Genomic DNA, 21,411 nt, shown 5'->3' on the forward strand with positions numbered 1-21,411 from the left:
AATGAGAACGCACGCGCGCTGATATCCATGATGGCCCGGAGAAAATGCTCCAATCAAAGGCCGGATACATTGATGCAAGACCACTCACCACCTGATCGACGAACCTCTTGCTACGCACGGCCGGACCATACATTGGGTCAAGCGGCAGGCTTCGCCCGCCGCGACCATCCGACGCAGCTCAGCAAGCGGTCGATCACAGGCCAAAATAGCAGCACGATCGCCAAGGTTGTGATCGAGCCGACCAGGCTGTTCGACCAGAACACCTTGAGGTTGCCGCCGGACCCAATCATCGACAAACGGAAGGCATCCTCGGCGCGATTGCCGAGCACGAGCGCCAGAGTGAACGGCGCGAGCGGGATGCCGATCTTCTTGAAAACGTAGCCGACGACGCCGAAGCCCAGCATCAGCCAGATGTCGAACATCGCGTTCTGGATCGCATAGGCGCCGATTGCGCAGGACACCACGATCATCGGCGCCACCGCGGCGAACGGCACCCGCAGGATCGAGGCGAAGATCGGCACCGTCGTCAGCACCAGCACGAGGCCGACGACATTGCCGAGATACATCGAGGCGATCAGGCCCCAGACGAAGTCCTTGTGCTCCACGAACAGCAGCGGACCCGGATTGAGTCCCCACACCATCAACCCGCCGAGCAGGATCGCGGCCGTGCCGGAACCGGGAATGCCGAGCGCCAGCATCGGCAGTAGCGCCGAGGTACCGGAGGCATGCGCCGCCGTCTCCGGCGCGAACACCCCCTCGATACGGCCCTTGCCAAAGCTCTCGGGATCCTTGGCGAAGCGTTTTGCGAGGTTGTAACCCATGAAGGAGGCCGCGATCGCGCCGCCCGGGGTGATGCCAAGCCAGCAGCCGATGAAGGAGGAACGCAGCAGCGTCGCCCAGTATTTCGGCAGGTCCTTCCAGACGCTCAGCACGACGCGGAGCGAAATGCTCGCGGCGTGTCCACGCAGCGCCAGCCGCTCCTCCATTGTCAGCAGGATCTCGCTGATGCCGAACAGGCCGATGACGGCAACAAGGAAGTTGATGCCGCGCAAGAGCTCGGACGAGCCGAAGGTCATGCGCAACTGGCCGGACACGGTATCCATGCCGACGCCCGCGAGCAGCAGCCCCAGCGACATCGAGATGACCGTCTTGTGCTTGGCCTCGCGTCCGAGACCGACGAAGGAGCAGAAGGTCAGCAGATAAACAGCGAAGAATTCGGGCGGACCGAACTTCAACGCAAAGGACGAGATCATCGGCGCGAGGAAGGTGATCAGCAGCACCGCGACCAGCGAGCCGATGAAGGAGGACGTGAACGCCGCGGTCAGCGCCTCCGCCGCCCTGCCCTGCTGCGCCATCGGATAACCGTCGAACGTGGTCGCGACCGACCATGCCTCGCCCGGGATGTTGAACAGGATCGAGGTGATGGCGCCGCCGAACAGCGCGCCCCAGTAGATGCAGGACAGCATCACGATCGCCGAGGTCGGATCCATCGTGAAGGTGAGCGGCAGCAGGATCGCAACGCCGTTGGGGCCGCCGAGCCCGGGCAGCACGCCGACGAAGATGCCGAGCACCAGCCCGACCATCATCAGCACGAGCGTCTTCCACGTCAGCAAGACGGCGAAGCCATGAAGCAAGAGACCGAAAGCTTCCATCGTGAGCGCCTAGTAGCCGAAGGCCGCTTCGAGCGGCCCTTTCGGCATGATGACGTCGAAGGCGATGTCGAAGGTGACGAACATGATCGCCGTGAACATGAAGGCCGTGAGCAGCGACTTCCACAGCGCGATCTTGCCGACGAGCCGCATGAAGCCCACGATCAGGAGGAAGCTCGCGAAGTAGAGGCCGAGGAACTGCATCACCAGGCAGAACAGAAGCGTCGGCACGAACACCGCCATCACACGGCGCGCTTGCGCACGCGTGACGAAGCTTTCGGATGCAGCGCGGTGCGCCACAAAGGCTGCAATCAGGCCATAGAGGCTGCTGCCACCGAGGATGACGGAGAGATAAAACGGGAAATAGCCGGGCTCCGGCCCGGTCGAATCCCAGGAGGCGCCGGTGCGCCAATTGTCATAGCCAAGCGTTGCGGCCAACGCGAGCAACAGCAGGCAGACGAATATCTCGATCGTGCCGGAGGAGACGACAGAGGGTGAGTCGTCTTCAGGCGCGGTCGGATCGTCGACGACGATTTCAAGTTCGGTTTGGGACATGAGCTGCTTTGCAAAAGCCGGGAGTGATGTCACCTCGCCCCGCTTGCGGGAAGAGGCAGAGGCCGCGTCCGCGGCCGTTTTCTAGAACGCCGAAGCGCCGGGTGAGGGGGGACTCTCCGCGAGTCCGCCTGCCACTCTCTTCGGGGAGAGAGCCCCTCACCCCTGCCCTCTCTCCGTAAGAACGGGGGAGGGAGAAGAGAGACGGCTACTTCGCGACGAATCCGGCTTCCGTCATCAGCGACTTGTTGGTGGCGTCGTCCTCCTCGAGGAATTGCACCATGTCCTTGCCCGTGAGGAAGATCGGCTTCAGCGCCTGCTTTTCCATGTAGTCCTTGTATTCCGCGGTCTGCGTCACCTTGTGGAACAGATCGACATAGAACGCCTGCTGCTCCGGCGTGACCTTGCCGGGCAGGAACATCGCGCGTAGCATCAGATACTGGACGTCAACGCCCTCCTCCTTACAGGTCGGGATGTCGGCCCAGGATTGCGTATCCGTCACCTTGCTGGTGTAGGAGATGCGCTCCTTGTCGAACACGCAGAGCGGGCGCACCTGGCCGGCACGCCAGACTTCGAGATTTTCGCTCGGGTTGTTGACGTTGGATTCGGTGTGGTTGCCGACGAGCTGGGTCGCGGCCTCGCCGCCGGACTTATAGGGCAGATAGGAGAATTTCGCGCCGGTCTTCTGCTCGAGGAAGACGGTCAACACGTGATCCTCGCGCTTGGAGCCGGTGCCGCCCATCTTGAACGGCGAACTCGCCGCCTTCGCGGCCGCGACGAATTCCTTCACCGTCTTCGGACCTGCGCTGTTGTCCCACAGCACGAACTGGTCGAGCGCGATCACCGAGACCGGCGTCAGCTCGCGCCAGTTGAACGGGATCTTCGCCGACAGCGGCAGCATGTAGATCAGCGAATAGGCGATCAGCACCTTGTTCGGGTCGCCTTCGCTCGACTTCATGTACATCAGCGCTTCCGCGCCCGAGGCGCCGCCCTTGAGCGAGACGACGATCGGCTGCTTCATCAGATTGTTCTTCTGAATGGCGGCCTGCATCATCCGCGCCATCTGGTCGGAGGCGCCGCCCGCGCCGGCGGCCACCACGATCTCGACGGGCTTGGTCGGCTCCCAGCCGGCAAAAGCCGGCGCGCCACAAAGCGCAGCGGCCAGCACGACCGCGGCCTTCATTCCATGTCCCACGTGCGTCTCCCCAAGTTTTCGCCTATGTTCTTGTTCGGATTGGCAATTCGCGAAGCAATGCGAATTGCATTGTGCGGGCGAATGCCGGCCAGTTCAAGCCGGCCCGGCGCCGCTCCGCTTATGACTTTGGAATGAGATCGATTGCAAGCTCGACCGCTGAAATCTCGGGACTGGAATAGAAGGCGAGTCCCCAAATCAACGTTGCAGTTCGGGTTGCCGCCTACGATCGTTCGGGAATTCCCTGCTGTCTGGCGGTGAGAGATAATTTGTCACAGCTTTGTGCCACAAAGCCCGCGAAATCATCGGGCGGATCGGCCAGCACGCCGGACGCAACCGATATGATCACTGGTCTCCAGTCGCTTCAGTGAAGAACGGGCGCGTTTCCTCATTTCGCAGATGCCGAGAGCCTATGGTCTATTTCAATCGGAATTCCACTGGTCGAAAACCAGAAGTAATTCAAAGCACTTTGGCATTCGCTGTTGTCGTATTCGTGCTCGTTGTCACGAGCCTCATGATCGCGCCGGGCGCGGATGGGCTGTTAGGTGCATACCTCGCCGCCTTAATGCTCGGCACCGCCTGCAACGACGCCCGCCACTACCTCATTCCAAACGAGCTGACCGCCGCGGCTTTCGGCATTGCCTTGTTACGCGGATTAACCTTACCCAATGCCAGTGCAACATCGATATTGTGGCCGGTCTTTCGCGCCTCGGCGGTAAGTCTGCGTTGTTTTTTCTCTTGTTGTTCTACCGTTACTGGCGCGGCCGGGACGGATTGGGGCTTGGGGACGTCAAGCTTGCCGCGGTTGCCGGTGCCTGGCTCGAACTCCCAACGGCGGCTGCGGTGATCGAATTGGCCGCACTTTCAGCGATTGCCGCATACATCGCCAATGCTCTCGTGCGACGGCGGTCGCTGCGAGGTACGGCATTCCTGCCGTTCGGACTTTTTATGGCACCAGCTATTTGGGTCGGCTGGCTGAGCGAACAATTGCTCTTGCGCTGGGGGTATTTCTGGCCGGGTTGACCTCGCGGCTTGCAAGGCCGGTGCAGCGGCGGTCTCACGGCCGCCGGTTGAGTGATCGAGACGCGGAGACCTGGATTGCGCGCTACTTGCCTTTCCAGTTCGGTGTACGCTTGTTGAGAAAGGCGTCCATGCCCTCGCGAAAATCTTCGCTCATATAGGCCTTGAGGATCAGGTCCTCGCCCTCTTCGCGCGACAGCGTGCGGCGGATGCGGCGCACCGCCTCCTTGGTCGCTTCCAGCGTGAGCGGCGCATGGCTTGCGACGAGCTTGGCGGTCTCGTCGGCACGGCGCTGCAGCGTCTCGACGTCGGGCACGACCTCGTTGAGCAGGCCGAGCGACAGCGCTTCCTGCGCCTCGACGAGGCGCGCCTTGAAGATCAGATCCTTGGTGCGGGCGGGACCCACCAGCGAGACGACGCGGCTGATGTTCGACATCGACAGGCAGTTGCCGAGCGTGCGTGCGATCGGAAAGCCGATGCGCGTGGTTTCGGTACCGATGCGAAGGTCGCAGCAGGCCGCGATGCCGGCGCCGCCGCCGGTGCAGGCTCCCGCAATCGCCGCGATCACGGGCACACGGCACTGCTCGAGCGTGCCGAGCACGCGGTCGATGCGAGCCTCGTAGTCGAGCGCGTCCTGCGCGGTCTTGAAGGCGCGGAATTGAGAAATGTCGGTGCCCGAGGCGAAGGCCTTGTCACCGGCCCCGGTCAGGATCAGCGCCTTGATCGAGCGATCGGCGTTGATCTCCTGGCAGATCTCCGCCATGCGATCATACATGGCGAAGGTCATTGCGTTGCGCGCCTGGGGGCGGTTGAAGGTGATCCGCGCGATGCCGTCCGTCACGGAGTAGAGCAGGTCTTCGTTGGTCGTCGTCGGTGCGTTCATCGCGCGCTCACTTTCTAAGTTAGTTCAGGCCACCTGAGCCTTCAGGCCACCTGAGCCTTGGCCATCGGCACCGCGTCGCGTCCCTTCAGGACGTCCATGGCCGCCAATACGCCGCCGCTCCGGTGCGGAATCTTTGCAAGATCCAGGCCCATCTCGACGCCGGCGAGCGTGCCCATCAGCATCAGGTCGTTGAAATGGCCGATATGGCCGATGCGGAACACCTTGCCCTTGACCTTGTTCAGGCCCGTGCCGAGCGACATGTCGAAGTTTTCGAGCACCACCTTGCGGAAGGCGTCGGCGTCGTGTCCATCGGGCACGCGCACGCCGCTCAGCGCCGGCGAGTGTGCGGCGGGATCGGCGCACTGCGTCTCCAGGCCCCAGACCTTGACCGCGGCGCGCGTCGCGGCGCTGTGGCGCTTGTGGCGGGTCCAGACATTCTCCAGCCCCTCCTCTTCCAGCATCTTGACCGCTTCACGCAGGCCGTAGAGCAGATTGGTCGCGGGCGTGTAGGGGAAGGTGCCGAGTTTGTTGAAGGAGATGACCTCCTGCCAGTCCCAGTAGGAGCGCATGCCGGGGTTGGCCTTCGCCACCGCGAGCGCCTTCTCCGAGACGGCGTTGAAGCCGAGGCCCGGGGGCAGCATCAGGCCCTTCTGCGAGCCGGCGACCGAGACGTCGATGCCCCAGGCATCGTGCTCGTATTCCATCGAGCCGAGGCCGGAGATGGTGTCGACCATCAGGAGGGCCGGATGCTTGACGCGGTCGAGCAGCTTTCGCACCTCGAGCGGCGGCGTCACGCAGCCGGTCGAGGTCTCGTTGTGAACGACGCAGACCGCCTTGATCGTGTGCTGCTTGTCGGCGGCAAGGCGCTTCTCGATCTCGGCGAGGTCGGCGCCATGGCGCCAGTCGCTCGGAATGAAGTCGACGTCGAGCTTGAACTTGTCGGCGATGCCGCGCCAGAGCACGGCGAACTGGCCGGTCTCGCACATCAAAACCTTATCGCCGGGGGCGAACACGTTGACCATCGCCGCTTCCCAGGCACCGGTGCCAGACGAGGGGAAGATGATCACGGGCTGCTGGGTGCGGAACACCCGCTGCATCGAGGCAAGGACAGCAAAACCGAGTTCGGCGAACTCCGGACCGCGATGGTCCAGCGTCGGCATGTCCATCGCCCGCAGCACCCGGTCGGGCACGTTGGTCGGTCCTGGAATCTGTAAGAAATGCCTTCCAGTGTGCACGGTCATCGGCGTCCTTCCCGGTCTAGCCTTGGTTTTGATGGCCGCCGAATAGCACCATTTGACCGGCTTGTCCCCTCTCCTTAAGACGCCTCCCATGCATAAGCGGCGGGCCTCGCCCTGGCCGCGCTTCCCCTACTCCGCGGCCACCACCTTTCCGAAAGGCAGGCGCCTCTCGGCCCCCGTGAACGGGCGCTCCGGATGCATAAGGAAGGCGGAGAAGCCGCCGAGCAGCAGCAGCCCCATCGACATCAGAAACGGCAGGTACCAGTTGCCGGTCGCGTCGATCACGAAGCCGGCAACGAGCGGGGAGACGATGGCGGCGAAGGCTGAGCCGGTGTTCATGAGGCCCGAGGCGGTGCCGGAATATTTCGGGGCGATGTCCATCGGGATCGACCACATCGGGCCGATCACCAGCTCGGCGCAGAAGAAGCCGGCCGACAGGCACAGCGCGACGATCGTGATGTCGTGGACGAACAGGATCGGAAACAGCGAAAGCAGCGGCCCGGTAAATCCCGCAACGGTGACGCTCAGCCGTGCCAGACGGACGTTGCCGGTGCGTTCGAGGATCTTGTCCGAAAGCACGCCGCCCACGCTGTCGCCGACCACGCCGGCGAAGAAGACGCCGGAGGCGAACAGCGCCGAGTTCTTGATGTCGAGATTGTAGTTGTTCTTGAAGAACAGCGGCAGCCAGTTGAGATAGAGCCACAGGCACCAGCCGTAGCAGAAATAGGTCAGCGTCACTGGCCACATGCGGCCGAGCAGCGGCCCCCACGGCACGCGCGGCCGCTCGCCGGTCGGGCGCGGCGGCAGTGCGGCGAGCTCGGCCTCGGTGATGGAGGCGTGCTCATTCGGCTAATTAGCGGAAGTACCAGACCCAGACGACGCCCCAGACCAGGCTGACGAGATCGAGCACGACGAATGCGCCCCGCCAGGTCAGCCAGAGGATGAGCAGCGCCACCACCGGCGGCGTCACGGCGTTGCCGAGCCGGGCGAAGGAATGGGTCAGTCCCTGCGCAAAACCGCGGCGGTTCGCGGGCGTCCAGTATTGCATCGCGCGCGTTGCCGTCGGAAAGGTCGCGCCCTCGCCGAAGCCGAGCGCGAAGCGCGCGGCGAACAGTGCGGCAAGACCGTTGACGAAGCCGGTCGAGATGGTCGCCGCCGCCCAGATCATGCCGCACCAGAACAGGGTCTTGCGCGGCCCGAAACGATCGCCGACCCAGCCGCCGATCACCTGGAACAGCAGATAGGGATAGGCGAAGGCGGAGAAGACGAGGCCAAGCTGGGTGTTCGACAGACCCAGCTCCTTCTGGATCTCGCTCGCGGCGGTGCCGATGTTCACCCGGTCGACATAGGTGATGAAGTACATCGCGCAGAGCATCGCCAAGACGACATGCGTGGCCTTGAACCGAATTCCCATCTCCCCCTTCCCTGACTGTTTTTTATGATTGGCCTTGCGTGTCCCGCGCGACCTAGGTGCCGACCACTTTCAGATGCGGCGAGGCATTGTCCTGTGGGCGCTGCTCCAGAAGCTTCATCGCGGCGTCGACGCCGCTGGAGCGATGCGGCACGCCCGCAACCGACAGGCCCATCTCCACGCCGGTGAGCGCACCGAGCAGCGTCAGCGCGTTGCATTCGCCGAGGTGGCCGATGCGGAAGACTTTTCCGGCGACCTTCGACAGGCCCGAGCCGAGCGACATGTTGTAATTGTCGAGCACGATCTTGCGGAACTGATCGGCGTCGTGGCCCGGCGGCATCAACACCGCGGTGAGCACCGGCGAGAACTCCGAGGGTTCCTGGCAGAGGATCTCGAGGCCCCAGTGACTTACGGCGGCACGCGTCGCGGCAGCCAGCCGCTGATGGCGCGCGAACACGTTGTCGAGCCCCTCTTCGAGCAGCATCGCGATCGCCTCGCGCAGGCCGTAGAGCAGATTGGTCGCCGGCGTGTAGGGGAAGAAGCCGTTGGCGTTGGGCTTGAGCATCTCCTCCCAGTCGAAATAGGAGCGCGGCATCTTGTTGGTCTTCGCGGCTGAGCGCGCCTTCTCCGAGATCGCGTTGAAGCCGAGGCCGGGCGGCAGCATGAAACCCTTCTGCGAGCAGCTCACGCTGACATCGACCTTCCACTCGTCGTGGCGGTAGTCGACCGAGCCGAGCGAGGAGATGGTGTCCACCATCAGCAGCGCCGGATGCGCGGTGCGGTCGATCGCGGCGCGGATCTCGGCGATGCGGCTGGTCGCGCCGGTCGAGGTCTCGTTGTGCACGACCATCACGGCCTTGATCGCGCGCGCCTTGTCCTCGGTGAGCTTCGCCTCGATCAACGCGGGATCGGCGCCGCGGCGCCAGTCGCCGGGCACGAAGTCGACCTCGATGCCGAATCGCCCCGCCATCTGCCGCCACAGGGTGGCGAAATGGCCGGTCTCGACCATCAGCACTCTATCGCCAGGCGACAGCGTGTTGACGATCGCGGCCTCCCAGGCGCCCGTCCCCGACGAGGGGAAAATCACGACCGGACCCGCGGTCTGGAAAATCTTCTGGCTGCCTTCGAGCACGGCGCGGCCGAGCTCGCCGAATTCCGCGCTCCGGTGGTCGATGACCGGCATGTCCATGGCGCGCAGGACGCGCTCGGGGACCGGGCTCGGGCCTGGAATCTGAAGGAAATGGCGTCCCTGGTGCATGAAAACCTCCCTGTCGGCGGACTCTAGCCGGCTTCAGAGGTTATTTTGCATTCATTTTTTGTCATTTCAATCGAATTTTGGTATTCGATTGTGAACATCGACGCGATCGAACAGGCAAACTATTGTGCTGCAAATGAAATCCACGATTCCCGACACCGGGGTTCCGATCACCCCACCAGCCGCAAATGGCGGCGACCGCCAGGAGGCCTCGCTTCACGGCGAGATCCTGCTGCGGCTGCGCGACTACGTGGTCGAGGGCAATATTCCCGACGGCGCACGCGTTCCGGAGCGGCACCTGTGCGCGATGCTCGGGATCTCCCGCACGCCGCTGCGCGAGGCCCTGAAGGTGCTCGCTTCCGAGGGCCTGATCGAGCTTCTGCCCAACCGCGGCGCGCGCGTCCGCCAACTCAGCCAGCGCGACCTCGAGGAGCTGTTCGACGTCATGGCGGGGCTGGAGAGCCTTGCCGGGCGCCTCGCCTGCGAAGCCATTACGGATGAGGAAATCACCGCGATCGAGCAACTGCATTACGAGATGTACGGGCACTATCTGCATCGCGACATGCACGGCTACTTCCAGACCAACCAGCGCATCCACGAAAGCATCGTCGCGGCCGCACGCAACGAGACCCTGAAGACCGCCTACGCCAACTTCGCAGGCCGCATCCGCCGGGTCCGTTACTCAGCCAATTTCGCCCGCAAGCGGCAGCGCTGGGCGGAAGCGATGCGCGAGCACGAGGCCATCCTCGATGCGCTGCGCCGCCGCGCCGCCAGCGAGCTCAGCGACATCCTGTTCCAGCACCTGCGCAACAAGCGGGCGGCCGCGATCGAGCACCTGACCGAGCCCCAAGAGGACGCGCCGGTGTCGCCCTGAGGGGCGACCGACTTGCTCGTTTTGAATTCATAATATAATCGGTCGTGAGAAATAATGAATAACTCAGCATGGGCCTCGCTGGATCAATCCGGGAACCAGGGATGACAAACGCCTCCTCGCTCGAACGGCGCCTGCGCGCGGAAATGACCGGCGATGTCCTGTTCGACGGCTTCAGCCGCGGCCGCTATGCCACCGACGCCTCATTCTACCAGATCATGCCGGCCGGCGTGGCCGTGCCCAGGACCATGGATGAGGCCTTGCGGGCACTGGCGATCGCCCGTGACGAGGGACTGAAGGTCACCCCGCGCGGCGGCGGCACCTCGCAATGCGGCCAGACCGTCAATGACGGCCTCGTGGTCGATCTCTCGAAGCACCTGAACCGGATCCTGTCGCTCGACGTCGCCGGCCGCTCCTGCGTGGTCGAACCCGGCATCGTGCTCGACGATCTCAACCGTCAGCTCAAGAAGCACGGCCTGTGGTTTCCAGTCGACGTCTCCACGGCCTCGCGCGCCACGATCGGCGGCATGGCCGGCAACAATTCCTGCGGCGGCCGTAGCTTGCGCTACGGCACGATGCGCGACAACACGCTGTCGATGGAGGCGGCGCTCGCCGACGGCACGCTGGGCCGCTACGGCGAGGTGTCGCGCGATCTCTCCGATCTCGATGCGAACGACAGCGTGCGCACCCTGTTCCGCGACATGCTCGATCTCGGCGCTCGCGAGGCCGACGAGATCGCCGCGCGCTTCCCAAAGGTGCAGCGCCGGGTCGGCGGCTACAATCTCGATGCGCTGACGCCGCGCAATGCGCGCAACAACATGGCGCATCTCCTGGTCGGCTCCGAAGGCACCCTCGCCTTCACCACCAAGGTCGAGCTGAAGCTGTGGCCTGTCATCCGCAACAAGGCGCTCGGCATCTGTCATTTCGGCAGTTTCTACGAGGCGATGGACGCCGCCCAGCACCTGGTCAAGCTCAAGCCGATCGCGGTCGAGCTGGTCGACCGCTCCATGCTCGCGCTCGGCCGCGACATCGCGATGTTCAGGCCGATCATCTCCGCCGCCATCAAGGGCGATCCGGATGCCGTTCTGGTGGTGGAGTTCGCCGAGGAGGACCAGGCGGACAATCTCCTGCGCCTGAACCAGCTTGGCGAGCTGATGGGCGATCTCGGCTTCGGCTGGAATAACGACAAGCGCAAATGGGGCGGCGTGGTGGAGATCACCGAGCCCGCGCCGCAAAGCGGCATCGCCGATTTCCGCGCCGCCGGCCTCAACGTCATGATGTCGATGAAGCAGGAGGGCAAGCCGGTCTCGTTCGTCGAGGATTGCGCCGTGCCGTTGCCGCATCTGGCCGACTACACCGCGCGCTTGAGCGAGGTTTTCGCAAAGCACGGCACCAGCGGCACGATGTATGCGCATGCCTCCGAGGGCTGCCTGCACGTGCGGCCCGTGCTGAACCTGAAGCAGGAGAAGGACGTCAAGGCGATGCGGGCCATCGCCGAGGAAGCCTTCGCGCTGGTGCGCGAGTACAAGGGCTCGCATTCCGGCGAGCATGGCGATGGCCTGGTGCGCTCTGAATTCCACGAGACCATGTTCGGCGCGCGTCTCGTCGCCGACTTCAGGGAGGTGAAGAGCCGCTTCGATCCCGAAGGCGTCCTCAATCCCGGCAAGATCGTCGATGCGCCCCGGATGGACGATCGCTCGCTGTTCCGCTTCAAACCCGACTATCGCGTCACCGAGTTGAAGACCAGGCTGGATTGGTCCGCCTATCCCGGCGCCGGCGGCGGATTCCAGGGCGCGGTCGAGATGTGCAACAACAACGGCGCCTGCCGCAAGCTCGAGGGCGGTGTGATGTGCCCGTCCTACCGCGCGACGCGCAACGAGAAGGACGTCACCCGCGGCCGCGCCAACAGCTTGCGGCTCGCGATCTCCGGCCAGCTCGGTCCCGACGCGTTGTCCTCCGACGAGATGATGGAGACCCTAAAACTCTGCGTCTCCTGCAAGGCCTGCCGCCACGAATGCCCGACCGGCGTCGACATGGCTAAGATGAAGATCGAGGTGCTCGCTGCCCGCGCAGCGTCCCATGGCCTGACCCTGCGCGATCGCTTGGTCGGCTACCTCCCGCGCTATGCCGGTCTCGCATCGCACTTCGCGCCACTCGCCAATTTGCGCAACCGCAGCCCGCTGCTGCGAAAGCTGTTCGAGCGCTTTGCCGGCATCAGCGCGCGCCGGGCGCTACCCGCCTTCCGCAGCGACGTGTTCGTGGCGCCCGCAGAAGCGGTCGGGCCGGAGACCGGCCGCGAAGTCGTGTTGTTCACGGACACCTTCAATCGCATCTACGAGCGCGAAAATCTCGACGCCGCGCTCCGCGTGTTGGCGGCGGGTGGTTATCGCGTGCACCTGCCCAAGCCAACGAGCGGCAGTCGCCCGCTCTGCTGCGGCCGTACATTCCTCTCAGCCGGTCTCGTCGACGAAGCCAGGGCCGAGCTCGACCGCCTCGTGGCCGCGTTCGCGCCCTTTGCCGCCCGCGGTGTGCCGATCGTCGGCCTCGAGCCGAGCTGCCTGCTGACGCTGCGCGACGAGCTCGCCTCGCTGCGCAAGGACAACGATGCCAGGGCCGTCGGCGCCCACGCGCTGACTTTCGAGGAATTTTTGGTACGCGAAGCGGAGGCCGGAAGGCTGCAGCTGCTACTCGGTACCGTCGCCGACAAGGCCGTCGTGCACGGTCATTGCCACCAAAAATCCTTCGGCGCCTACAAGTCGGTCGAGCAGGTGCTGCGCCTCATTCCGGACCTGAAGGTCGAGACCATCGAAGCGAGCTGCTGTGGCATGGCCGGCGCGTTCGGTTACGGCGCTGACACCTATGATGCCTCGATCGAGATGGCTGAGCTGTCGTTGCTGCCCGCCGTGCGGCGCGCCGACCAGAATACGCTGGTCGTCGCCGACGGCACCTCCTGCCGGCATCAGATCCACGACGGCGCCCAGCGCGAAGCGCTTCACGTCGCGCGCGTGCTGGCGATGAGCCTCGACCGCGCCGGAGCAAATTCCACTTCTCACACCAAAAAGGAAACCAGTCATGGCTGACCTCACGCTCGATACCGCCCGCAAGATCCTCGACGCCGCCTTCGTAAAGTCCACCGAGCTGAAGCTCAAGCCGCTGGTCGTCACCATCCTGGACGCACGCGGCGTGCTCAAGATCGCCGCGGCGCAGGACGGCACCAGCCTGATGCGCGCCGAGATCGCCCACGGCAAGGCCTATGGTGCGCTCGCCATGGGCATGGGCTCGCGCGCCTTGTACCAGCGTGCGCAGGAGCAGGCCTATTTCATCGATTCCGTGAATACCATTGCCAAGGGGGCGCTGGTGCCGGTCCCCGGCGGCGTGCTGATCCTGGACGGCGCCACCTTGCTCGGCGCCGTCGGCGTGTCCGGCGACACCTCAGACAATGACGAGGCCTGTGCTGTGGCCGGCATAACGGCTGCCGGACTGAAAGCGCATGCAGGATAATGGCTGAGGCTCCTGGGTCCGGGATAAATTAGCATGCCGCAAGCGGGCAACCGTCTCGATCAACAAAACTTGCCTTGTGGAGCTGAATCGTCCTAAGGCGAGCTAGTTTGCTCGCGCTAAAATTCGCGGGGTTCCGTCGCGTCCGTCGAGCCATCGCCAACAATGCTTCGCCCGCCATCCTGGCGCAACGGAGCAGGCACTCGAGATCAAGCCCGATAGGAACGACCGCGCACCGCACTGATCGAACGCAGATACAACAACGCGTCGAGCAGCATCCCTTAGTTCCTACGGAAGTCGCCATTGCTTGACAGTGTTAGACCGTCTGCCCACCAATTAGAAATGCGGGGTTGATAAGGGAGCACATCGAGGCGAAATGCGTCTCGCAAGCAGCGCAATCGCCGGGGTTCGAAATGGATGCTTTGGGCACTGAAGGGAGCGGTTTAGATGGGTCCGCTCTAGAGCATCATGTGCAGCCTGACACCTGACACGGAGAGTACCCAACCATCCTTTCGCCGAGCCTGCTTTTGAGGCTCACCGGGCATAAAGCTGCTGCACCTAGCCTAGGTGCACCCTAATCTCGAGGCAATAGGTGCGATGCGGATTGTCTAAGCTGCGTTGGGACATACCACGGAGCAGAGCATTGATGGCCATTCAGGTCGGCGGTCCGGCACCTGCGGCAGCGACTACGCAGCCAACAGGCTCGTTCGGCGGTTGATTAGATCGCGACAGCGGGCGGAGCGATGTTTAAACAGAGCGGCACAGTGAATTTTGATAAGATGGGCAGCAAATCGGAGTTTACTGCCCATCACCCTCTTTGGAGCGCAACCAAAAGCTGCAAATTCCGGTGTAAAGACTTGAAAAAGCGCAGCTTTCTTGTGAGCAATGTCAGCATTGGGATCGCGCAGATCTGCCTATCAGACCTTCTCTAGGTGCACGATCATGAGGATCGTTGAGCAGCCTACAAGGCGTCCAGGACATTCTTAGCCCCTTCCAAACCCACCGAGGAATATGCGGAAAAGCCTGAGCTCGCGCGATTTGCAGTTTCTGTTGGTGCAAGCGGCCCAGTGCGCAAGGACCGGATATCGGAGTTCGTCGTACGCAATAAGAGCGATTTTACGTTGTTGATCGAGGGAAGGCGGCCGGCAATCCTCACCCTCGTGACTCGGACGAGCTCAGTCCTGAAAGACGCCACCGCAATCCGCGAGCGCGGGGCGCATGAACGCAGAAAGGGGTCGTGAAGATCACCGCCTAGAGTTTGCAATCTCGATCGCCCCGAGCGGCCTCAGCTCTCGGGGTCGCAGGCGATGGATCAGCCGGGCATCGACCGGGGCATGTGCCCCACCCTTAGGGGCGCGCGGCGCTGCCCCGTCGAAAGCAGTTCGTTCGCTGAATCGAATGACGGCGAGTCTGCTCAAACGTTGTGCGGCCGAGCGCGGGCTGTGCGGTTTTGCCTGACGGGCAAGTCCCGACTGTTTGCCTGCTCACGAGGTGCTGCCGCCATGGCCATATTCGTCAGCAAGGCAAGCTCAACGACATCGCCCCCCAACCCGGATAGCGGCCTGCTGGTCCGCAATCGCCACCACCCCGGCCTGCTCAGAGCCCCGCGGTGGGCGACTATCCTGCGCCCCACCGGGGCTGCTTCCTACGTTTCCTCGCCAGCGCCTTCGGTTTGAATGCACTCGCGCTCGGGACTTGCAGGGCCGTTTGATAGACATGCCGTGAAAGCGGCGCAACGACAGGTCCTTTATACGTCGGTGAAGAACAAGATGGGTTTCTGCTACATCCATACGGGCGTTATTCAGCGCGCGAAGGGCTACACGGCTCTCGCGCGGCTCGCCTACCAGACCTGTGGATCCGTGAACGACGGCTTCCGTCGAGTGAGCTACCGGGCCTATGCGGCGCATCACTTGGGAGGGCTTGTTCTGCTGCCGAGACACGCACCTGCGGAGCTGGCCGATCTTCTGGAATTCGTGGCGGCTGTTGGCCTCCGTGAGAACCGGCGGGACGCACAGGAGGGCCGGATCGTCGATTTCGCGATACCACGCCAAGTGCCGCCAGAGCTGTTGCTGGCCGTGGCGGCATTTGTGCTCCTCCCCTTCGTCGAGCTCGGCATGTCCATCCGCATCGATGTGGAGTGCCCGCCCGCAAGCGACGGCCAGCCGAATCCACACGCGCACGCCTATTTGGCAATGCGAGAGGTGGACCGAGACGGCTTCGGTGCCAAGGAACGATCTTGGAACCAACTGTTCTGGCGCGACGGCGGACGCCACGTGCGGTCGATCATTGCCGCGCGACTCACGCTGGCTTGCGCCATCCTTTGTATCGACGCTCACGTCGATCCACGGCACAATGAAGCCAAGGGAGCGGACACGCCAGAGCTGCGACTTCCGGGAGTGCTGTTTCGAATGTACGAGGCCGGCAGGTCGGTTCACCAGATCGAGAACCTCAAGGCGCAGCGGCATGGCAAGAAGACCCAGCCGACGCAGCGGCATGCGCCGAAGGTGACACCTGGGCTGATGATCACGAACGCTGCAGCGTCTAAGAACGGCCCGACCAAGGTGGCCGCCTTCCGCCAAGCGTTCGCCGAGAAGGCCATGGAAGTGGGCTACGCGCTTGAAGCCATGGCCGAAGAGCCCCCCGAGGCGCCGCTGTCGCTGGCAGCCACCGCCGTGTCGTTCGATGGCGTCGCCTTCAGGCTTAAGGAGAACTGCGAGGCGGAGGACGCCGACATCGTGGTGCTGTTTGCACGCGTTCTTGGCTGGCCGTCGCTGGTGGTCGAGGGCGACGCTAAGATTGCCGACCTGATCGCGGTCGCGGGTGCGTCCATCGACATGTTCATGGTCAATCGGTCGCCCTCTCCCGCTGTGCGCCATATCATTTCGCAAACGAATTTCGAAAGATTCAAGGCAGCCATCGCGCGGGCCGACCGGCTCGGTATTGTGGCAAAATTGCTGGCTGACGTTGCGCCTGGATCGGCTGCCGCGCCCCCCGGCGAGGGTCGCGAGGACGTTGTCGCGGCATCGGTCACCGAAATTGATGTTGAGCCGGCAGGCGCCGCAATCCCTGCAGAGGCGGTCTTGGTCCAGCCCGGCCCCGAGGTGTCGGCTGAGCCGGATTCAGAGGCTGGCCTCGACGTTGCGCCGTCCGCCGAGGTCATCCCCAATTCTGGCGATCGAGCGGCCATGGATCCGACGATCATCTCAGGTCCTTCGCTCGACGGCCTTGAATCCCTCCCTGACGACGATTCCTGGCAGATCAAACCGGATCCGAACGTGGTCAGGCAAAACGCCCGGCATGTGCAGGCCTACTATGACCGCCTCCAGCGCCAGGTCGCGGAGGCGGAGGAGATCGCAAGCAGGATGACCAATCGAGTCAAGGGGCGCGATCCGCGTCCGCCTTAGCCGAGTTTCCTCTGCAGGTCCGAGAAGATGGTCTTTGTCGCTGGCACTGCTCGCGACGCCAAGGCCATGGCAGCCGAGCGCCTGGTCTCAGCAAACTTTGGGATAGCGACTTCCGGTGCCCGGTCCCGGACAACCATCGCACCGCCAAGATGGCGTGCGTAGCTGAAGGAGCGCAACCGACCCGAACACACTGTGGATATAGGGCGCGATCCGCCGGAAGGCCGACAATCGCCCAAGGCGCGGGTGAATCGCAATTTGCCGTCCCCCCGGCGCGCCGAGAGGATCAAAACAGCCGGCCTGCCCCTGTCCGGCCCACTCCACATCGGCGTCAAGGGTTGACCGCCTGCGTATCACTCAAGCAATCTGATTGGGCTCCGCAAATCTATCGGACGCCGAAATGGTCAAGCATCTCTATACGATGCGCGAGGCTTCACAACTGAAAGAGGAGCGTTGGGCTGCCGCTTCCGACTAAATAGGAGTCGGAAATCGCTTGGCATCCTCTTAGCTTAGCGCCTGCCGCAGTAGGTTCTGTTCCAGCCCGACGGGCTAGCGCCGATTGAGCCTCCGTACCACCTCGGCCGGATCGAAACCTAGGATTCGCCCCAGCTCGATCAGCTCAACCACATCGATCCGACGCTGGCCGGACTCTAAGTGGGTGACCCACGACTGATACACTCCGAGCTTCTCGGCGAGATCGACCTGGCGAAGACCAGCGTCCTTCCTGAGCTCGACCAGCATGGCCGCGAGTTTCTTCTGAATTGGTGACGTGACCGTTTTTGGCATCCAGCCTCCCGGAGGGGGCTAGAGAAATAAAACGACTTTACAGATACCTATAATATCGGTATTCTCGACCTAACTAGCCAATCATCGAGTGAGTCATGCCGAGCCCAAGATTTCCGCCTGAGGAAACCAGCGAAAAATGGTGGTCGGGTGCACACGGGCGGAGTGCACAGTGAGGGTAGCTTACTCTTCAGATTGGCATCTCGGGGCTTTCCCAGAGTCTCCGGCTGCTGACTTTGACGTGTTGGTCTGCGCCGCGACATCTGTGAGGTGGGCGAGCCTCAGCGCGCGATCCGGAGCGTGGTCGAGTATGCCTGCGGCAAATCCGTTGTCGCTGTTGCAGGAAACCACGATCTTTACACGAGCAACCCGGAGGACAAGCGCACGAACAACGATTTCATCCGTCTGATGCGCGCGGAAGCGCAGCGGCAGGATGACGCCGCGGATGATGACATCGTACACGTGTTGGCCGCTGACGAACCCGTCTGTTGGATCGGCAACGTACGATTCGTCGGGCTCACGCTCTGGACCGATTGGATGCTGGCCGGCCGCTGGACTCCGAACCCGGAACTGATGCCTGCGGAAGTGTGGGCGGCGCACGCGCGTGCGATGGCGAGACATTGGCATAGCGGACCCGAGGAGTATCGCAAGATTCGAACAGAGCGCGGCATTTGGACCCCGTACGATGCGGTCGCCGAACACGCGCACGAGAGGGCGATCTTAATGGACGAGCTCGCCAGCCCGCACGATGGGCCGACTGTTGTGGTGACGCACCATCCGCCGATGCCGGAATTTGTCGATGCCTATCAAGGGATGATTGGCATGCCGTGGTGGGCGGCCGCGTTTTACGGATCAGATATTTTGCGAGCGATGCCGGACCAACTTCGTCCGGATCTCTGGATCTGCGGCCACGTGCATGTGCCGTGCGACATCCAGTGCGGGCGCACACGCGTCGTCAGTAATCCAGTTCGCGGCGGTAAATTTGATCCAGATGCTGTAGTGGAGGTGTGATATGGCGATGCATGGTGTCCCAGAGCCGAGTGATTGGCGCGCGAGACTCGTTTGGAAACACCACAGGCTCTTTGATCCACCACCGGGAGACCCGGAGCTGGCGACGGGACTACCGGACTGCGGTCCAGGCTGGGAAAAGATCATTGATCGCACCTGCAGCGATCTCGGCGCACCATTTCTTTTCGGCTTCCATATGCGTGGAGAAATCAAAATCACCCAAGTCTATCAGAAATTAGGGACCCTGCGATTCCGATGGGAGGAGGTTCAAAACAAAGGCAGTCGCACTTGGAAGCCCCTTTGCTTCTCCAGCAAGCTATCAATTCGCAACATTCTCCAACGTGCATGTGCCGCATCTGCCTGCATTTGCGAATTCTGCGGGGCCCCTGGTCGGCCCCACAGCAACGGTAGCACAGTCACAACCCTGTGCACCGAGCACGCTGATGGCGATCCTATGCTGATGCCGAGAGGGTTGGAAAATACGGACGTGCACATTGCCCTAATAAACGGAATGATCCGAGTTTTGGAGTGCAAGCAGTACGATCATGGCGATGACTGCTTCACTGTGCTCGCTGCAAGCGAAGTCGGGCTCGACCAAATAGAAGGGCCCTTGTTCGGAGGGCAAAAGCAGAGGTAATTGACGTGCTGCGGGTCACTGTCGAAATCTGGCCTGGCGGAGAGCCGCGCCGCGCGCGGATTCTTGCGACCGCGTTTATCGCAAACGTAAGCGATCTCGAGGACATCTCGAACTACACGATGCGGGTCTCCGAAGGCGTCAATCCCGTCGCCGGCACACCCGCGTGGAAAGCCGAAGGCGAGGTGCGCGGTCACGACCGACGTGCATCTGTGTGGAGTCTCATCGCTAAGGTCGCGGCCTGGGCGGCGGAGCAGCGGAAAGCCGTTATCCGACGAGGACAGCCGGAAGACCCTCTCGGCTACCATACGAGCGACCTAATGTCTTGTGCCAGAGCCATGGCGGAAGCCGCTTTGTCCGGGAATAACAGGGCGCATGTGGACGCGGAAATCGCTGCCGTCGAGAAGCGTCTGATTAAGACGGTTCCGAAGGATGACGATAAAGCGACGGACAACAAGGCGCCGAGCGCGCTAGACGAGGACGGGCAGGAGACATGACGGCCGACGAAATTTGGTCGGATGAATTGGCAGGACAACTAGTTGACACAAACCCGCGTCTCTTCGGCGCGCCTGCTCGGGCGTAGCCCGAATGTAACGAAGGGTGGCGCGAACTTTTCGAACGCTGTTGCTCCCGGATCGAGAGTGCGCTGCAGCCGGATGAAACTCTGACGATAGAGCAGATCAAAGAAAAATAAGCGACCTTGCGATTCTATTACTATGGCAAATTTTCGCAGGCCACCCGGCAGAAGATCAACAATGCGATAGCTCTCGCGGAGGCCCATAGCGCTGTCACCTGCGAAATTTGCGGTGTCGAGGGGCGGCTCTATCGCCACGGTGCTTGGTACATGACCCGGTACACTGCGCACGAGAAGGGGCGCCAAGTCCCTGCCAAACCGGATCGTGAAAACCTCCTAATCTCATACGGATACGAGGGCGGCCAGTTACGAGTCGTAGCATGTCAGCGCTACGACCGGGCGACCGACGGCTTCACACCGGTGGATCCGCGTCAGTCGGTTAAACGAGGAGAGGCAGGAGAAATAGCAAATGTTTGCCCCTACTCACCAGTCGGAATGGCAGCCCAGCGCATTGGGAGCTCTCAAGAGATTCGAGCCGGGAGCCTGCCGATTTGGGATGCTTATTTCCCTGTCCACGAAGGCTTGCGCTTCTCGCTGAACGCCTTCAGGCCCTCCTTGGCGTCCTCGGTCATCGCGAGCAGCGCTATCTGGCTTTCGGTGTAGGCGATGCTCTCGTCAAACGACATCGACGCGATGGCGCGCATGGCATATTTGCCGCGGCGGATCGCGGTCGGGGACTTGTCGACGATGCGGCCGATCAGCCAGTCGACCTTGGCATCGAGCTCGGCGGTGGGCACCACATAGTTGAGCAGGCCCGCAGCTTGCGCCGCTTTCGCGTCGAACGGCTCGCCGGTGAGCGCCCATTCGTTGACGAGGCGCGGCGGCGCGATGCTCTGCAACAGGCTCAGCACCTGCATCGGAAACACGCCGACCTTCACCTCGGGCAGACCGAAGACGACGTGATCGGCCGCGATCGCCATGTCGGTCATGCACAACAGGCCCATGCCGCCGGCCATGCAGACGCCACCGACCCGCGCAATCGCCGGCTTCGTCGCATTCTGCGACAACCGCAGCAGATCGGCATAGTCGACATTCGGCTTGGAATGATCCATCGCGAACGCCGCGCCGGAATTCTGCAAGTCGGCGCCGGCGCAGAACGCCTTGTCGCCCGCCCCCGTCAGCACGATGACGCGGACGTCCTTGTCGTCATGCGCGTCGCGATAGCCTTTGGTGATGCCGGCGATGACCTCGCCGTTCAGCGCGTTGCGTTTCTCCGGCCGGTTGATGGTGATCCAGAACGCCTGCCCACGCTTTTCGGTGATGATTGCTGTGGTGTCGGTCATGGTACGCTCGCTTCCTTGCTCCCGTTTGTAGCCATTTGCGGCAGCTCGGGCGGCGGGCGCAAGGGCAATCTGCGACGAGGCCTTGCTTTAGCGCCTCGA

Annotated in this window: 15 protein-coding genes and 1 pseudogene; 7 read left to right on the forward strand and 9 right to left on the reverse strand. The window is 62.9% G+C overall.

The window, feature by feature from the left end; genetic code table 11:
* Positions 1-137 precede the first annotated feature (137 nt).
* From CT676_RS18330 to CT676_RS18340, 3 genes are all read right to left on the reverse strand, one after another.
* Positions 138-1,652: a tripartite tricarboxylate transporter permease gene (locus CT676_RS18330; protein WP_135215081.1), complete on the reverse strand. Its 1,515-nt coding sequence runs from the start codon at positions 1,650-1,652 to the stop codon at positions 138-140.
* Positions 1,653-1,661: 9 nt separating this feature from the next.
* Complete coding sequence (locus tag CT676_RS18335; RefSeq protein ID WP_135215082.1) at positions 1,662-2,204, reverse strand: tripartite tricarboxylate transporter TctB family protein; 543 nt, start codon at positions 2,202-2,204, stop codon at positions 1,662-1,664.
* Between the two features lie 205 nt (positions 2,205-2,409).
* Positions 2,410-3,384, reverse strand: coding sequence for a tripartite tricarboxylate transporter substrate-binding protein (locus tag CT676_RS18340; protein ID WP_028149699.1), 975 nt, complete (start codon positions 3,382-3,384; stop codon positions 2,410-2,412).
* A gap of 699 nt (positions 3,385-4,083) precedes the next feature.
* On the opposite strand from CT676_RS18340, the gene CT676_RS45265 reads away from it, so the two are divergent.
* Positions 4,084-4,416 carry a prepilin peptidase gene (locus tag CT676_RS45265; RefSeq protein ID WP_244623194.1) on the forward strand — a complete coding sequence of 111 codons (333 nt, stop codon included), beginning with the start codon at positions 4,084-4,086 and terminating at the stop codon, positions 4,414-4,416.
* 82 nt (positions 4,417-4,498) lie between these two features.
* Here the strand turns inward: CT676_RS45265 and CT676_RS18350 are convergent, their stop codons facing one another.
* From CT676_RS18350 to CT676_RS18365, 4 genes and pseudogenes are all read right to left on the reverse strand, one after another.
* Complete coding sequence (locus tag CT676_RS18350) at positions 4,499-5,296, reverse strand: enoyl-CoA hydratase/isomerase family protein (protein WP_135215083.1); 798 nt, start codon at positions 5,294-5,296, stop codon at positions 4,499-4,501.
* A gap of 41 nt (positions 5,297-5,337) precedes the next feature.
* Positions 5,338-6,537, reverse strand: a complete 1,200-nt coding sequence (locus CT676_RS18355; protein ID WP_167768080.1) for an aminotransferase class V-fold PLP-dependent enzyme — start codon at positions 6,535-6,537, stop codon at positions 5,338-5,340.
* Between the two features lie 126 nt (positions 6,538-6,663).
* A pseudogene (locus CT676_RS18360) lies at positions 6,664-7,948 on the reverse strand (MFS transporter).
* A gap of 52 nt (positions 7,949-8,000) precedes the next feature.
* Positions 8,001-9,203, reverse strand: a complete 1,203-nt coding sequence (locus tag CT676_RS18365; protein WP_135215085.1) for an alanine--glyoxylate aminotransferase family protein — start codon at positions 9,201-9,203, stop codon at positions 8,001-8,003.
* A gap of 133 nt (positions 9,204-9,336) precedes the next feature.
* Between CT676_RS18365 and CT676_RS18370 the strand changes: the two genes are divergently transcribed.
* From CT676_RS18370 to CT676_RS18385, 4 genes are all read left to right on the forward strand, one after another.
* A complete protein-coding gene (locus tag CT676_RS18370) occupies positions 9,337-10,074 on the forward strand; it encodes a GntR family transcriptional regulator (RefSeq protein WP_167768081.1) in 738 nt (245 codons plus the stop codon).
* 101 nt (positions 10,075-10,175) lie between these two features.
* Positions 10,176-13,151: an FAD-binding and (Fe-S)-binding domain-containing protein gene (locus tag CT676_RS18375; RefSeq protein WP_135215087.1), complete on the forward strand. Its 2,976-nt coding sequence runs from the start codon at positions 10,176-10,178 to the stop codon at positions 13,149-13,151.
* On the forward strand, positions 13,144-13,572 hold the full coding sequence (locus CT676_RS18380; RefSeq protein WP_135215088.1) for a heme-binding protein: 429 nt from the start codon (positions 13,144-13,146) through the stop codon (positions 13,570-13,572). The genes CT676_RS18375 and CT676_RS18380 overlap by 8 nt, the downstream gene beginning before the upstream one ends.
* Before the next feature lie 1,718 nt (positions 13,573-15,290).
* Positions 15,291-16,973: a MobA/MobL family protein gene (locus CT676_RS18385; RefSeq protein ID WP_167768082.1), complete on the forward strand. Its 1,683-nt coding sequence runs from the start codon at positions 15,291-15,293 to the stop codon at positions 16,971-16,973.
* A gap of 546 nt (positions 16,974-17,519) precedes the next feature.
* Here CT676_RS18385 and CT676_RS18390 read toward each other — a convergent pair.
* Positions 17,520-17,756, reverse strand: a complete 237-nt coding sequence (locus tag CT676_RS18390; RefSeq protein WP_025576313.1) for a helix-turn-helix transcriptional regulator — start codon at positions 17,754-17,756, stop codon at positions 17,520-17,522.
* A gap of 297 nt (positions 17,757-18,053) precedes the next feature.
* Here CT676_RS18390 and CT676_RS18395 point away from each other — a divergent pair, with 297 nt between their 5' ends.
* Positions 18,054-18,764: a metallophosphoesterase gene (locus CT676_RS18395; RefSeq protein ID WP_167768083.1), complete on the forward strand. Its 711-nt coding sequence runs from the start codon at positions 18,054-18,056 to the stop codon at positions 18,762-18,764.
* 639 nt (positions 18,765-19,403) lie between these two features.
* Positions 19,404-19,892, forward strand: a complete 489-nt coding sequence (locus CT676_RS44760; RefSeq protein WP_193560892.1) for a hypothetical protein — start codon at positions 19,404-19,406, stop codon at positions 19,890-19,892.
* Between the two features lie 637 nt (positions 19,893-20,529).
* Here CT676_RS44760 and CT676_RS18405 read toward each other — a convergent pair.
* Positions 20,530-21,312, reverse strand: a complete 783-nt coding sequence (locus CT676_RS18405; RefSeq protein WP_135215091.1) for an enoyl-CoA hydratase/isomerase family protein — start codon at positions 21,310-21,312, stop codon at positions 20,530-20,532.
* Positions 21,313-21,411 lie beyond the last annotated feature (99 nt).

It is taken from the genome of Bradyrhizobium sp. MOS001 (genome assembly GCF_004634465.1).
Lineage (GTDB): Bacteria > Pseudomonadota > Alphaproteobacteria > Rhizobiales > Xanthobacteraceae > Bradyrhizobium > Bradyrhizobium barranii.